Annotated in this window: 10 protein-coding genes and 1 riboswitch; of the genes, 2 read left to right on the forward strand and 8 right to left on the reverse strand. The window is 76.5% G+C overall.

The annotated features are described in order from the left end of the window. Positions 1–214 precede the first annotated feature (214 nt). Complete coding sequence (locus O7606_RS03110; protein WP_281597460.1) at positions 215–2,101, forward strand: glycoside hydrolase family 15 protein; 1,887 nt, start codon at positions 215–217, stop codon at positions 2,099–2,101. On the opposite strand, the gene O7606_RS03115 is transcribed toward O7606_RS03110, so the two are convergent. The 8 genes from O7606_RS03115 to O7606_RS03150 form a co-directional block, all read right to left on the reverse strand. Beyond that, positions 2,098–3,033, reverse strand: a complete 936-nt coding sequence (locus tag O7606_RS03115) for an ECF transporter S component (protein WP_281597461.1) — start codon at positions 3,031–3,033, stop codon at positions 2,098–2,100. The genes O7606_RS03110 and O7606_RS03115 overlap by 4 nt on opposite strands. After that, complete coding sequence (locus tag O7606_RS03120) at positions 3,030–4,742, reverse strand: ABC transporter ATP-binding protein (protein ID WP_281597462.1); 1,713 nt, start codon at positions 4,740–4,742, stop codon at positions 3,030–3,032. The genes O7606_RS03115 and O7606_RS03120 overlap by 4 nt, the downstream gene beginning before the upstream one ends. Beyond that, on the reverse strand, positions 4,739–5,893 hold the full coding sequence (locus O7606_RS03125) for a CbiQ family ECF transporter T component (protein WP_281597464.1): 1,155 nt from the start codon (positions 5,891–5,893) through the stop codon (positions 4,739–4,741). Before O7606_RS03125 ends, O7606_RS03120 begins: the two co-directional genes overlap by 4 nt. Continuing rightward, positions 5,886–6,812 carry a hypothetical protein gene (locus O7606_RS03130; protein WP_281597465.1) on the reverse strand — a complete coding sequence of 309 codons (927 nt, stop codon included), beginning with the start codon at positions 6,810–6,812 and terminating at the stop codon, positions 5,886–5,888. The genes O7606_RS03125 and O7606_RS03130 overlap by 8 nt, the downstream gene beginning before the upstream one ends. Next, the gene (locus O7606_RS03135; protein WP_281597466.1) at positions 6,809–8,245 is read right to left on the reverse strand and encodes a prenyltransferase/squalene oxidase repeat-containing protein; all 1,437 of its coding nucleotides are present in this window, start codon (positions 8,243–8,245) and stop codon (positions 6,809–6,811) included. Before O7606_RS03135 ends, O7606_RS03130 begins: the two co-directional genes overlap by 4 nt. Positions 8,246–8,300: 55 nt before the next feature. Next, on the reverse strand, positions 8,301–8,780 hold the full coding sequence (locus O7606_RS03140) for a hypothetical protein (RefSeq protein ID WP_281597467.1): 480 nt from the start codon (positions 8,778–8,780) through the stop codon (positions 8,301–8,303). A 38-nt stretch (positions 8,781–8,818) separates the two neighbouring features. Continuing rightward, positions 8,819–9,904 (reverse strand): prenyltransferase/squalene oxidase repeat-containing protein, encoded by a 1,086-nt coding sequence (locus O7606_RS03145; RefSeq protein WP_281597468.1) that lies wholly within the window; start codon positions 9,902–9,904, stop codon positions 8,819–8,821. Between the two features lie 96 nt (positions 9,905–10,000). Beyond that, a riboswitch (cobalamin riboswitch) is annotated at positions 10,001–10,142 on the reverse strand. A gap of 8 nt (positions 10,143–10,150) precedes the next feature. Further along, positions 10,151–10,945 (reverse strand): helix-turn-helix transcriptional regulator, encoded by a 795-nt coding sequence (locus O7606_RS03150; RefSeq protein ID WP_281597469.1) that lies wholly within the window; start codon positions 10,943–10,945, stop codon positions 10,151–10,153. A gap of 128 nt (positions 10,946–11,073) precedes the next feature. On the opposite strand from O7606_RS03150, the gene O7606_RS03155 reads away from it, so the two are divergent. Then, a complete protein-coding gene (locus tag O7606_RS03155; protein WP_281597470.1) occupies positions 11,074–13,083 on the forward strand; it encodes an ABC transporter ATP-binding protein in 2,010 nt (669 codons plus the stop codon). Positions 13,084–13,123: the final 40 nt, after the last annotated feature.

Genomic DNA, 13,123 nt, shown 5'->3' on the forward strand with positions numbered 1-13,123 from the left:
ACTCCTCTGTCGACGGTGGTGACACACTGTACGGCTCACCCGCAGATCACTTCCGCCCTGCTCCGGCCTGCCGTGGCCGCACGGCGGCACGGCCGGGGGCGGTGCCCGGGCCGGCGCGGCGGCGTTTCCGTCGCCGTCGGGCGGGTAGACCCTCCCACGTCCCGACCGGCCCGACGCCCGGCGGGCGGCGACGTTGACCCACGGGGAGGGACGCGTGCCGGCCCACGGCTTCCACGCCTCGCACGAGCAGTTCCCGCCCAGGAGGACATGGGCGCCCACGTGTTTGTCTCCGCCGGTCCGGGCCTTCCCGCCGATCGACTCGTACGCCTTCCTCTCCGACACCCACACCACGGCGCTGGTGGGGCCGGACGGCTCGGTCGAGTGGTTGTGCGTGCCGGAGGCGGACGGCGACGCCGTGCTGGCCCGTCTGCTGGACCGGGACGTCGGCGGCGGTTTCGCCCTGTGGGTCGACGGCGCGCCCGCGCCGATCCGCCGCTACCTGCCGGACACGCTGGTGCTGGAGAGCCGCTGGACCGGCCCGGACGGCACCGCGTCCGGCCTCGACTGCCTCGCCGTCGCCCCGGGGGACTCGGAGCAGCCGTTGCGGGCCGAGCAGGTCCTGGTCCGTCGGGTGACGGCCGGTCACGGCACGGTCCGGCTGCACGCCCGGCTGACCCCCCGCCCCGGGTACGGGGCCAGGTCGGCGCGGTGGGAACGGGCCGGCGCCGGCTGGCGGGCCGTCGGGACACCGCTGTGGTTCGTCACCGACCTGACGGTGACCGTCGACGGCGGCGCCCTGTCCGCCGAGGGGGAGCTGTCGGCCGGCGGGTCGGCGACGTTGCTGCTCGGCTACGGGGCCGACCCGGCCGGCGTCGACCCGGACGACCTGGTCGAGCGGACCTGCCGGACGTGGCGGGACTGGGCGTCGCGCAGCACGTACGACGGGTTCGCCGCCGACGCCGTCCGGCACAGCGCGCTGGTGCTGCGCGGCCTGTCCCACGACGCCAGCGGCGCGCTGCTGGCGGCGGCGACGACGTCGCTGCCCGAGACGCTCGGCGGCGTCCGCAACTGGGACTACCGCTACACCTGGCACCGGGACGCCGCGTTGCTGCTGCTGGCCCTGTTCCGGCTCGGCCACGGTGAGGAGGGCCGCCGCTACCTGCGTTTCCTGCTGGACATCTGCGCCGGCCAGGACCTCCTCGCGCCGTTGGTCGGCATCCACGGCCACACCGACACCGAGCGGGAGCTGGACCACCTGGCCGGGTACGCCGGCTCCGCGCCGGTCCGCGTCGGCAACCAGGCCGTCGAGCAGGTGCAGTTCGACACGTACGGGCACATTCTGGACGCCGCGCTGGCGTACCAGCAGCTCACCGGGGACCTGACCGGCGACCAGTGGCGGCTGCTGCGCCGGCACGTCGACACGATGGCCGACCGGTGGCGGGAACCCGACCACGGCGTCTGGGAGATCCGGGGCCCCCGCCGCCACTACGTCAACTCCAAGGTCATGACGTGGGTCTGCCTCGACCGGGGCGTCCAGCTCGCCGGCCTGCTCGCCGACGACTCCTCGCCGGTGCGGCGCTGGCGGGCCGCCGCCGACGAGCTGCGCGCCGACATCCTCGACCGCGGGTACGACGAGCGGATCGGCAGTTTCGTCCTGGCCTACGGCTCGACCGAGCTGGACGCCTCGCTGCTGCGGATCCCCCTGGTCGGGTTCCTGCCCGGCAACGATCCGCGGGTGGTGGGCACGATCGAGCGGGTCCGGCGTCGGCTCTCCGCCGGGCCGGGGCTGGTCCGCCGCTACACCGTCGACGACGGGCTGCCCGGCGAGGAGGGCGCGTTCCTGCTCTGCTCGTTCGAGCTGGTCTCCGCGCTCGTCCTTTGTGGCCGGCAGCAGGACGCGCGCGTCCTGTTCGACCAGCTCATGTCGTACGCGGGGCTGCTCGGCCTGTACGCCGAGCAGCTCGCCCCCGACGGTGTCGCCCTGGGCAACTACCCGCAGGCGTTCACCCACCTCGCGTTGATCGAGGCGGCGCTGAACCTGGACCTGGCCGGCGACCGTGACGCCCTGCACGCGTGGGCCGTGCGCGACCAGCCGTCCTAGCCGCGCCGGTCACCGCCCGGCGTCCCGTCCGTCGGGGTCGGACAGGCCGGGTTGGCGGCGTCGTCGCCCGGGATGCCCGCCCGCCCCCGGTCTACGCCGTCCGGCGCGTCGGACGTGCCGGGGGCGTCGAAGGTGACCGGGGCGTCGAAGGTGACGGGGGCGTCGAACGCGGCCCGGCGGGCGGCGCGGCGCAGCGCGGCGAGCACCGCCGGGCCGGCGAGCACGATCGCCACGGCGGTGGTGACCGCCCGACCGGTGTCCCAGCCGAACGTGGAGGTGACCGCGGTGAACACGGCCAGCCGGTGCAGGTTCTCCAGCACCGGCGCGCCGGGCAGATAGGACAGTTGGGTGTCCGCGCCGATGCTGAACGGCCAGAACCACAGGTTCATCAGCAGGCCGTAGCCGTACGCGGCGAGCGCCCCGTACCCGGCCAGCAGGGCGATCTCGGCGCGGCCGCCGACCCGTCCCGGCAGCAGCCCCGCGCCGAGCCCGATCCACGAGGCGCACAACATCTGGAACGGCAGCCACGGCCCGATCCCGGCGGTCAGCAACGCGGACGCGAACAGCGAGATCGAGCCGAGCAGGAACCCGAAACCGGGCCCGAAGACCCGCCCGGCGAGCACCAGCAGGAAGAAGACGGTCTCGATGCCGGCGGTGCCGGCGCCCAACGGGCGCAGCGCGGCGTTGACGGCGGCGAGCACGCCGAGCATCGCCAGCGCCTTGCTGTCGATGCCGCCGGAGCTGAGCTCGGCGAGGACGACCGCCACCAGCACCGGCAGCACGACGACGAGCACCAGCGGCGCCTCACCGGCGCGGGCGGTCCCCTCCGGATCCGCGGGGACGAAGAACGGCCAGGTGAACGTGGCCAGCGCGGCGACCGAGGCCAGGGCCAGCACCACCGCCGTACGCGGCGCGACCCGCAGCACGCTCACGCCGGCTCCCCGGTCGTCGCCAGCGCGGCCGCCACCTGGTCCACGGTCAGCCACGGCTGCGGCGCGAGGACCTTGGCCACCTGCGGCGCGAACGCCGGGGAGGCGAGCATGACCTCCGCCGCGCTGCCCTCGGCGACGATCTCCCCTTCGGCCATCACGATCACCTGGTCGGCGAGCGTCGCCACGAGCTCCACGTCGTGGGTGGCCAGCACCACGCCGCGGCCGGCGGCGGCGAGCCCCCGCACGACGGCGGTGAACTGCTTCTTGGCCAGGTAGTCCAGGCCGCGGGTGGGCTCGTCCAGCAGCACCACCGGCGGCGCGGCGGTGAGCTGGACGGCCAGCGCCAGGGCCAGCCGCTGCCCCTCGGACAGGTCACGGGGGTGCCGGTCCCCGGGCAGGCCGGGGACGAGCTGGTCGAGCAGGGCCCGGCAGGTGCCGGCGGGCGCGTCGCTCTCCCGGTCGGCCTGCGCGCACTCGGCGTCCACCGTCTCCAGGTAGAGCAGATCCCCCGGGCTCTGCGGCACCAGGCCGACGAGGCGGCGGGCCCGACCGGCCGGCAGCCCCTTCGGGTCGACCGCGCCGCTGCCGGCCACCGGACCGTCGACGGCGACCGCGCCGCGCGTGCCGCTGCCGGCGACCGGACCACCGGCGGCCGTCGGGCCGCGCGTGCCGCTGACGGCCACCGTGCCGGCGTGCCGGGGGCCGCTGCCCTGCACCGCCCAGAGCAGGCTGGACTTGCCGGAGCCGTTGCGGCCCATCAGCGCGACGACCCGGCCCGGAAACAGGTCGAGGTCGACGCCGGCCACGGCGACCGTCCCCGGGTACCGCACGACGATCCCACGGGCGGTGAGCACGGGCGCGGCCGGCGGGGTCGGTGGCGGCCCGGTGGGACGCGCGTCGGCCAGCCGGCGGCGCAGGACGGCGGCGCGGCGGCGGGCGTCGCGCACCGACAGCGGCAGCGGCGTCCAGCCGGCGAGACGACCCAGCTCCACGAGCGGTGGCGCGACGTCGACGTGGGCCAGCACGTCGGCCGGGTCCCCGTCCGCGACCCGGCCGTCCCCGGGCAGGTAGAGCAGCCGGTCGGCGTACTGCACGACCCGTTCCAGCCGGTGCTCGGCCAGCACGACGGTCACGCCCAGGTCGTGCACGAGCCGGGTGACGGCGGCGAGCACGTCCTCGGCGGCGGTGGGGTCCAGCGCGGAGGTGGGCTCGTCGAGCACCAGCACCCGCGGGTGGCTGGTGAGCACCGCGCCGATGGCGACCCGCTGCTGCTGGCCGCCGGAGAGCGTCCGCAGCGGTCGACCGCGCAGCTCGGCGATGCCGAGCAGGTCCAGGGTCTCCTCGACCCGCTTGCGCATCACCGTCGGCGGCAGGGCCAACTGCTCCATGCCGTACGCCAGCTCCTCCTCGACGGTGTCGGTGACGAACCCGGCCAACGGATCCTGGCCCACCACGCCCACCACGTCGGCGAGGTCCCGCGGAGGGTGCCGGCGGGTGTCCCGGCCGTCCACCGTGACCGTGCCGTGCAGGGTGCCGCCGGTGAAGTGCGGCACCAGCCCGTTGATGGCCCGCAGCAGGGTCGACTTGCCCGCGCCGGTACGGCCGGCGACCAGGCAGAGCTCACCCTCCTCGACGCGGAGCGTCACGTCCCGCAGCGGGGGCGGGCCGCCGTCGCCGTAGCGGACGGTGACCCGGTCGAAGCTGATCACGTACGACCTTCCCGCGCCACCGGAGGTGGCGGCGTCGACCAGGCCGGCGCCGCCGCGACCACGACCGCGAGCAGCGCCAACGCCGTCAACTCGGGCCAGGCCGTCGGGGTGACCGGGGGATACAGCAGGTCCGGGTCGACCGCGCCGGCCAGCATCGTCAGCGCGCCGACGGCCACCCCGCAACCGGCCACGAGGATTTCGGCGGGACGCCAACGGTCCGGGCGGTAACGGCTGCGCCGGACCCGCCGGCCGGCCAGCAGCATCCCGGCGACCGCGGTGACCATACCGACGAGGAGCATCGGCAGGCCCAGGTAGCCCGGCCCGGTCGGGTCGAGCAGGCCGTACGTGCCGGCGCAGACGCCGACCAGCCCACCGAGCACCAGCGCGCCGGTCACGGTCCGCTGCCCGGCCGGCACCGCCGCGGTACGGCCGTAGCCACGGGAGTCCATCGCCGCGGCGAGGGCCAGGGACCGGTCCAACGCGTCGGCGAGCACCGGCAGGGCGATCCCGCGCAGCGCCCGCATCCCCCGACCCGACGCGCCCCGCAGTCGGCGGGCCCGACGTACCCGCAGCACGCTCTCCACCAACTGCGGGGCGACCGACAGCGCCACCACCACGGCCGTGCCGACCGCGTACAACGCCCCCGGCACGGCCTTGAGCAACCGTCTGGGGTTCGCCAGCGCGTTCGCCGCGCCTAGACAGACCAGCATCGTGGCCAGCCGCAGGCCGTCGTAGAACCCGCCGAGAACCTGCTCGGCGGCGACCGGCCCGAACAACCGGATGCCCGCCGCCCATCCGGGCAGGGGGATCTCCGGCAGCCGGACCAGCACGTGCGTGCCCTGCCCACCGCCGAACACGATCCGGAACACCACCCGCATCGCCACGACCACCGCGCCGAGCATCAGGTACATCCGGAAGGCCAGCGCCCACGGGGCGTCCCCCCGCCGCCGGACGACCACCAGCGCGGCGACCGCGACCAGCAGCCCCAACAGCAGCGGATTGGTGGTGTGGCTGGCCGCCGTGGCGAGGCCGAGCGCCCACACCCACCACGCGCCCGGGTGCAGCCCCCGGGGCAGCCGGTCGGCCCCCCACCGGCCCGGCCCGGCCACCCGGCGCCGACCCCCGGCGGGCGCCGCCCTGCCGTCAGCCATCCGGGTCGGCGTGCCGTCGTCGCCGGGCCGCGAGCAGGCCACCGGCGGCGAGCGCCGCCAGCAGCGCCGCGCCGACCACGGTGCCCAGCGGCGGACCGTTCCCGTCGTGTCCGGCGGCGACCCCGGTCACCGCCGGCCCGTCGGTCGCCCGCCCGGACGGCACGCCGGGGGCGTCGCCCGGCGTCACGCCCGGTGGCGTCGCGTCCACCGGCCCGACCGCCGCGGACGTGCCGGCGGCCTCCGGTCGACCCGACCCGCCCCCGCCCGGCCCGCCGCCCGGCCCGGGAACACCCGGCCCACCGGTGCCCGGCCCGCCACCACCGGCGGCCGTCGGGGGCGGCGGTTTCCCGTCCGCAGGTGGTGGCTTCGGGACGACGGGTCCGCCGCCGGTCGGAGGCGGCGGAGGCGGTGGCGCGGGTGGCGTCGGCCGGAGCGGCGCGACCCCGGGTCGGGGGGCGTCGTCGGCGCTGCGGTTCAGGGAGAACGACCAGCCCTCGAAGCCGCCCGGCGACGGTCTCCGGTTGGCCACCCCCTTGTCGCTGTACGTCCACCCGCCCCCGTCCGGGGCGTGCCAGTACGACCAGTAGGCGCTGGCCGGTGGCGTGTCCACGCACCGCTCCGCCGCGGCCGACGGCTTACCGTCGATCCGGCAGACGAACCCTTCGCCCCAGCGCAGGGTGCCGGCGACCTGGAAGCCGGCGTTCTTCAGCGCCGCGAGGCCGGTGGCCTGCTCGCCCCGGGCGCACCGCACCACCGTCCCGCCACCGAGCTCGTTGAAGTCGACCACCACGGTCACGCCGGAGGCGTCCGGGCAGTAGCCGGCCGACCCGGCCGCCACCGCCGGGACGACCGGCCAGGTGACCGTGCCGGCGGCGGTCAGCGCGACGACCAGCCCGCCCCGCAGGGCCCGGCCGGTCACGTCGTCCGCCGTCGTCGGGTCAGCACCAGCAGCGCCACCCCGCCACCGACCATCAGCAGCGCCACCAGCACGTAGCTGACGACGGCGGCGCCGGTGGTGGGCAGCCGGCCCGGTCCGGGAGCGGGCGGGGCGGGGGCGGGGGTGGTCGTCGGCGGGGGAGTGGGGGAGGTGGTCGGCGACGCGGTGGCGCTCGGCGTCGGGCTGGCCGTGCCGGTCGGGTCGGGCGAGCCGGTCGGTGTGGGCGAGCCGCTCGGTGTGGGCGAGGCGGTGCCGGTCGCGGTGGGCTGCGGGGAGGTCGGCGGCAGGTCGACGCCGATCCGGCCCAGCGGCACCTGGGCGAGCCCGAGCACGGCCTGCGCGGTGGCCCGACGCCACTGGTCCCGGCCGGTGTCGGCGATCCCCGCCGTCACGGCGGCCGTGAAACCGGCCGTGTCGTAGGCCACCGCGCCCGCGTCGGCCGCGGCCGCGCCGCCGGTGGCCGTGGTGAGCTGGAGCGCGGTCAACGCCCCGGCGGCGCGGGCGGCCTCGGCGTCCCGACCCGCCGCGGCGAGAGCCTGCCCGGCCAGGCCGGTGCTGTTCGCGTTCGCCCCGACCGTCGGCCCCGAACCGCCGAAGGAGCCGTCGGCGTGCTGCCGGGTCACCAGCCAGTCCACCCCGCGCCGGGCCGCGTCGGCCGCGCCGGTGGCCCCGTCTTCGGCGGCGGCCAGCAGGGCCTGCGTCGCCATCGCCGTCGAGTCGACGTCGAGCACGGCGTCCGGCTGCTCGTCGCAGGCCGGCGACGGCCCCGACGCGGTGTCCGGGTAGAGCCGGAAGCCACCGGCGGCGCACTGTTGCCGGACGAGGAAGTCCACCGTCTCCGGTGGCGCCCCGCCGCTGCGGACCAGGCCCAGCACGGCGAAGGACTGGTCGAACGTGTTGCTGGCGTCCGGACCGCTGTCGGCGGTGGTACGGCTGGTGATCCGGCCCCGCTGGTGACCGGTGTCCGCCCCGGCGACCAGCGAGAGGGTCTCCGCCCGCAGGTCGTACCCGCCGAAGTCGGTGGGGTCGGCCCCGACGGCGGAGGCGGCGTAGAGCAGTTTCGCGGTCGCCCCGCCGTCGGTGAAGCCCTCGATGCCGTAGTCGTCGTAACTGTTGTAGGACCGCACGTGTGCCGCGACCTGCCGGGTCGCGGCCTGCCGGGTCGGCGTGTCCACGCCGGTCGCGGCCAGCGCCAGCAGCCCGTCGACGGTCAGGCCCCAGTCCTGACCGCCGAACGGGCCGGGCAGCGCCCCGTCGGCGTACTCGCCGGCCAGCCAGGACGCGGCCGCGCGCCCGGCGGTGGTGTCCGTCGGGGCCGGCGCGGCCCCGACGGTCGACGGGAGGACGGAGAACGCGGCGAGGGTCGTCGCCGCGACCACGCCGAGGCCGGTGGCGGGACGCCGGGACAGGGGCATCGGATGCCTTTCACGCAGTGGTGGGTCAGGACCCCGGCACGTCCGGGGTTAACGGTCAGGGAGCGGGGACGCTGGGCGGCGCGCCCGCCCCGAACGCCCAGCCCTCGACGCTGCCCGGGGCCGGGTTGTAGCTGCCCGCGCCGGAGGAGCTGTAGGACCAGGCGCCCCCGGCGGGGGCGTGCCAGTACGACCAGTACGCGGTGACCGGTGGGGTGTTGACGCACGGGTCGGTGGCGGCGGTGGGCTTGCCGTTGATCCGGCAGACGAACGCCAGCCCCCACCGGCTGGTGCCGGTCACCGTGAAACCGGCCGTCTGGAGGGCGGCCAGCCCGGTGGCCGGGTCACCGGGGGCGCAGGCGACCTGGACGCCGCCACCGAGCGCGGCGAAGTCCACCACGACGGTGACCCCGGTGGCGCCGGTGCAGGCGGCGGCCTGCGCCGCCGGTGGCGTCGGCTCGACGGCGGTCAGGGTGACGGCGGCGACGACGGCGGCCAGCAGACCGGCCAGTCGGGCTCGGACGGTGGTACGGAACATGGGTCCTCCTGGACGGGAGCGGCGGTGGGCGGGACGGCTCACGGGCAGGTGGGCAGCGGCGCGCCCACCGTGGCGTCGGCGCTGGACACGTGGTCGTACCCGACTCCGGTCAGGCCGAGGACGGCCTGGGCGGTGGCCCGGGTGGCGGTGTCGCGGTCGAAAGCGCCCCCGTCGAAGTCGACGGCGCCCCGGTCGGCCGGCGCGCCGGCGCAGCCCACCTGGAGCCGGGCCAGGAACCCCCGGGCCCGCGCCCAGGCCAGCGGGCGGTGCCCGGCGCGCAGCGCCTGCGCGGCGAGCCCGGTGCTGTTCGCGTTCGCCGTGCCGGCCCCGTTGGCGAAGCCGCCGTCGGGGCGCTGCACGGACAGCAGCCAGGCCAGCCCGGCGTCGGCGTCGGCGGAGCGGCCGGCCGCCCGCAGCGCCTGCGTCGCCAGCGCGGTGGCGTCCACGTCCGACACGCAGGTCGGCTGCGCCGGCAGCAGCGGGTAGCCGCCGTCGGCGCACCGGGTGCCGGCCAGCCAGGTGGCCGCCTCCGGCGGCACGCCCGGCCCGGTACGGCGCAGCGCGAGGATCGCGAACGACTGGCTGAACGCGTTGCTGTAGTCGCCGTACGCCGAGCGGTCGGCGAACCGTCCGCCGGGCTGCTGGAGGGAGCGGAGCCGGTCGACCAGGTCCACCCCGCCCACGTCGGTCGGGTCGCCGCCGCGCGCCGCGACGGCGAGCGCGAGTTTGGCCGTGGCGCCCGCGTACGCCTCGGCGTCGCCGTCGCCGAGGTAGCCGTCGCGGACGTCCGGCCGGGTGACCCAGGCCAGCGCCCGCGCGCCGTGGTCGTCGGCGACCCCGGCGGCGGCGAAGGCGAACACCGCGTCCAGGGTGAGACCCTGGTCCGGGTAGGCGACGCCGTCGAAGACGGTCTCGAAGCGTTCCCCGTCGACGAGTTGGCGGGCCAGCCACCCGGCGGCGGCGTCCGGACGGGTCACCCCCGTCCGCTCGACGGTGGCGACCGGGGTGGTGGCGACAGAGCCGGCGACGGCTGGAACGGCGACGGCGGGCGCGGCGAGGGTGACGGCGGAGAACACGCCGCAGAACAGGGCGAGCAGGTGGTGCCGGCTGAGGCGGACGACCATCGGAAGCGCCTTTCCGGCCCGGCGGTCGTCAGAAACCCCGACCAACGGCAGCGGCGCGCGATCGGGACTCCGACCCGTGGGCCACGACGGGTGGGGGAGCGGACAGGCGGGTACGACGGGTATTCGGGCTCGCCACCGAGGTGTCACCTCGACGGCCTACCGTTGCGGGCCAGCGCCGGACTTCGACCGGACTTCCCCCGCACGTACACGCGATGCAGTTGTGCCGACAGTCTTGCCGGGCGGCCGTCACCTGTCAACGCGTCGTCTGTCGCGAGCGGACGGTGACGGCATGTCGGGCCCGCGGCCCGGCCTGCCCGGCGGCCCGTCCCCGGCCTGCGGTTCGGCCCGGTAGGCGGCCCTGGCCTGCGGTTCCGTCCGGTGAACGGCTCTGGCCTGCGGTTCGGTCCGGTAGGCGGCCCGGGTCAGGTCGAGGGCCTCGGCCGCGTAGGCGCGGGCGACCGGGACGGCGCGCAGGTCGACGGCGAGGACGGCCAGCAGCGCGGCCAGCCGGGCGGCGGCGGTGTAGAGGCGGACGCGTTGCGGCGGATGCTGCCGGGTGGCCATGAGCTGGTCCACGCAGATCCGCAGCGGACGCAGCCGGGCCACCAGGGTGGCGGGCGGGCAGCGCCCCCGGTCGGCCACCGCCTGCCGCACCTCGTCCTCCAGGCGCGCCAACCGGGCGTCGGCGTCGGCGGTGTCCGTCAACGCCGACCGGTGGGCGTCGATGTGCGTCCGGTGCTCCCAGAGCGCGGCGTGGTCGTCGGCGCGGGCCGCCGGACGGCGTCGCCGTCGGTCGTCCAGGCCGGCGATGCGGTCGTGCTCGGCGGCCAGCACGCCACCGGTCCGCAGCACCGTGTCGCACCGGCTCCAGAACGACCGCTCGGGATGCTGGCGGCCGGTCTCGGTGTTCGCCACCGAGCTGCGCCCGTACTGCACGAGCCGGGCCAGGCCGTGCTGGGTGTGGCCGGCGGCCCTGCGCAGGTGGGCGAGGTGCCGGCCGAGCGCGCGGCGGGCGGCGGTGATCTCGTCGGGCCCACCCATCGCCGCCACCCCCGGTCGCCGCGGTCACGATGAGCCGACACGGTAACCACCCCGGGTGACCATCTGCCGACAATGTCGTCGCCCGGCGTTGCGGGCGTGTCGACCCGGCGGGCGCATACCGTCCCTGCATGTTCACGACCGGCCACCCCGACCGACCGGCCGCCCCGCCCGCGTCGGCGGCCGGCGATCCGACGCCTGACGATCCGGTGCTGCCGGAGCTGCGCGAGATGTGGTGGGAGACCGGCGTGCGGGCCCGTGCCCAGGCCGGCGTGTTCGCCGTCTTCTCCGAGCTGCCGCGCCTGATCCGGGCCGCCCTGCGGGTGAGCTGGCGGGCCGACCGGGTCCGCACCACGATCGTCGGCGTCACGACGCTGTTCGCCGGCGCGATGTCGGCGTTCGGGCTGATCGCCGCGCAGCGGGTGCTGGTGGAGCTGTTCGCCGGCGGGCCCACCGCCGACAAGGTCCGCGCCGCGCTGCCGGCCCTGGTCGCCCTCGCAGCGGTGACCGCGCTGCGCGCCGGGATGGCCGCCGCGACGGGGTACGCGCAGAACGGCCTCACGCCCAAGGTGGACCGCGAGGTCGAACGGGGCCTGTTCGAGGTCACCACGGCAGTACGGCTGGAGGCGTTCGACGCCGACGCGTTCGCCGACGACATGGAACGCGCCTCCCGTGGCGCGGACTCCACCACCGGCCTGGTGCAGGCGTCGACGAACCTGCTCGCCGGCCTCAGCGGCGTCCTCGCCGTGGCCGTCGCCGTGCTGGTGATCCACCCGTTGCTGCTGCTCGCGCTGCTGGTGGCCACCGTGCCGAACGCGTGGGCGTCGCTGCGCGCCGGGCACCTGAGCTACCAGACGTACGCCGCCGGTTCGGTCCGGCGTCGGCGGCTGTGGCTGCTGCACCGGCTGATGGCCGAGCGTGACTCCGCCGCCGAGCTGCGCTCCTACCGGCTGCGTGAGTTCCTGCTCGACCAGTACGACCGGGTGATGGCTGTCGAGACCGGTATCCAGCTCGCGCTGGCCCGGCGGGTCACCACGACCACCACGGTCGGCGCGATGACCGGCGGGGTCGCCGTCACCGTGGTCTACGTGCTGCTCGGCCTGCTGCTCGTCGACGGGCAGATCCCCCTCGCCGCCGCCGCGACCTGCGTCATCGCGATCCAGACCGCGCAGCGGTCGCTGGCCGCGGTCACCTTCCAGGTCGACCGGGTGTACACCGAGGGGCAGCACTTCCGCGACTACACCGGCTTCATGACCCGCGCCGCCGACTACCTGCCGGCGGCCACCGGCCCGGTAGACCGGACGCCGCCGGTAGACCGGACGCCGCCGACGGACCGGCTGCGGGAGATCACCGTCGACGCGGTCAGTCTCCGCTACCCCGACCGCGACGCCCCGGCCGTCGACCAGGTCAGCCTGACCGTCACGGCCGGCCAGACGGTGGCGTTCGTCGGCGAGAACGGCTCCGGAAAGTCCACCCTGGCCACCGTGATCGCGACTCTGCGCGCGCCCACCAGCGGGCAGGTCCGCTACAACGGCCGGCCGGTCGCCGACTGGGGCGTCGAGGCGTTGCGGGCCCGCATCGCCGTCGTCACCCAGGAGTTCTACCGGTGGCCGTTCACCGCCGCCACGAACATCGCCATCGGCGACGTCACCGCCGTCACCACCCGGGACAGCATCGAGACCGCCGCCGGGCGCGCGGTCGCCCACGACATGATCACCGACCTGCCGCACGGCTACGACACGCTGCTCGACCGGACCTTCGCCGGTGGCCAGGACCTCTCCGGCGGGCAGTGGCAACGCGTCACGGCCGCCCGTGGCTTCCTCCGCGACGCGGACGTGCTGATCATGGATGAGCCATCGTCCGCGCTGGATCCCCGCGCCGAGGACGCCCTCTTCCAGGCCATCCGGGACCGTCAGGGGCGCGCCGTCACCATCCTCGTCACCCACCGGCTCGCCAACGTCCGGCACGCCGACCACATTCACGTCCTGCACCACGGCCGGGTCGTCGAGTCCGGCAGCCACGACCAGCTCATCGCCGCCGGCGGCCGGTACGCCGAGCTGTTCGGCCTCCAGGCCGCCGGCTACGACACCACCCGGGCCGCGTCCGCCCCACCCGCGCCCCGCCAGCCCGCCGCCACCTGAACGCCCCGTCGGGCGGCCCGGTCAGCCGCCGCTGCCCTGA

The organism is Micromonospora sp. WMMD882 (genome assembly GCF_027497255.1).
GTDB lineage: Bacteria > Actinomycetota > Actinomycetes > Mycobacteriales > Micromonosporaceae > Micromonospora.